This window comes from Halalkalicoccus sp. NIPERK01 (assembly GCF_030287405.1).
GTDB lineage: Archaea > Halobacteriota > Halobacteria > Halobacteriales > Halalkalicoccaceae > Halalkalicoccus.
This window is the reverse complement of record NZ_JASVVV010000064.1, coordinates 1-241: the sequence shown is the minus strand read 5'-3', so window position 1 is coordinate 241 and position 241 is coordinate 1. Positions and strand designations below refer to the sequence as shown.

General features: G+C 36.1%; 1 protein-coding gene. It reads right to left on the bottom strand.

All coding sequences use genetic code 11. From position 1 onward, the window contains the following. Positions 1 to 24: 24 nt before the first annotated feature. Positions 25 to 241, bottom strand: a 217-nt coding sequence (locus tag QRT08_RS18565) for a hypothetical protein (protein WP_286047479.1), incomplete at its 5' end; no start/stop codon positions are given.

Here is a 241-nt window from a genome sequence, read left to right as displayed (position 1 = left end):
GGGAATTAATTCCCATACTTGATTTCATTCAAACTGGTTGAGTTCTTCTTGCATTGCGATGCACCATTTTTCGTCTTGAAGGGCTTCTTTAATATTCTTTGGCTCAATCTGTGACACAAAAGCAACATTCATACAAAAATTCACAATATTACTTCTTGTGTTTACCCCTTCCGTGATATCGCCAATTATATTGTCCAAGGACAATCCTCTAGGTTGTCGCCAGATTTTGTTTAAATCTTTA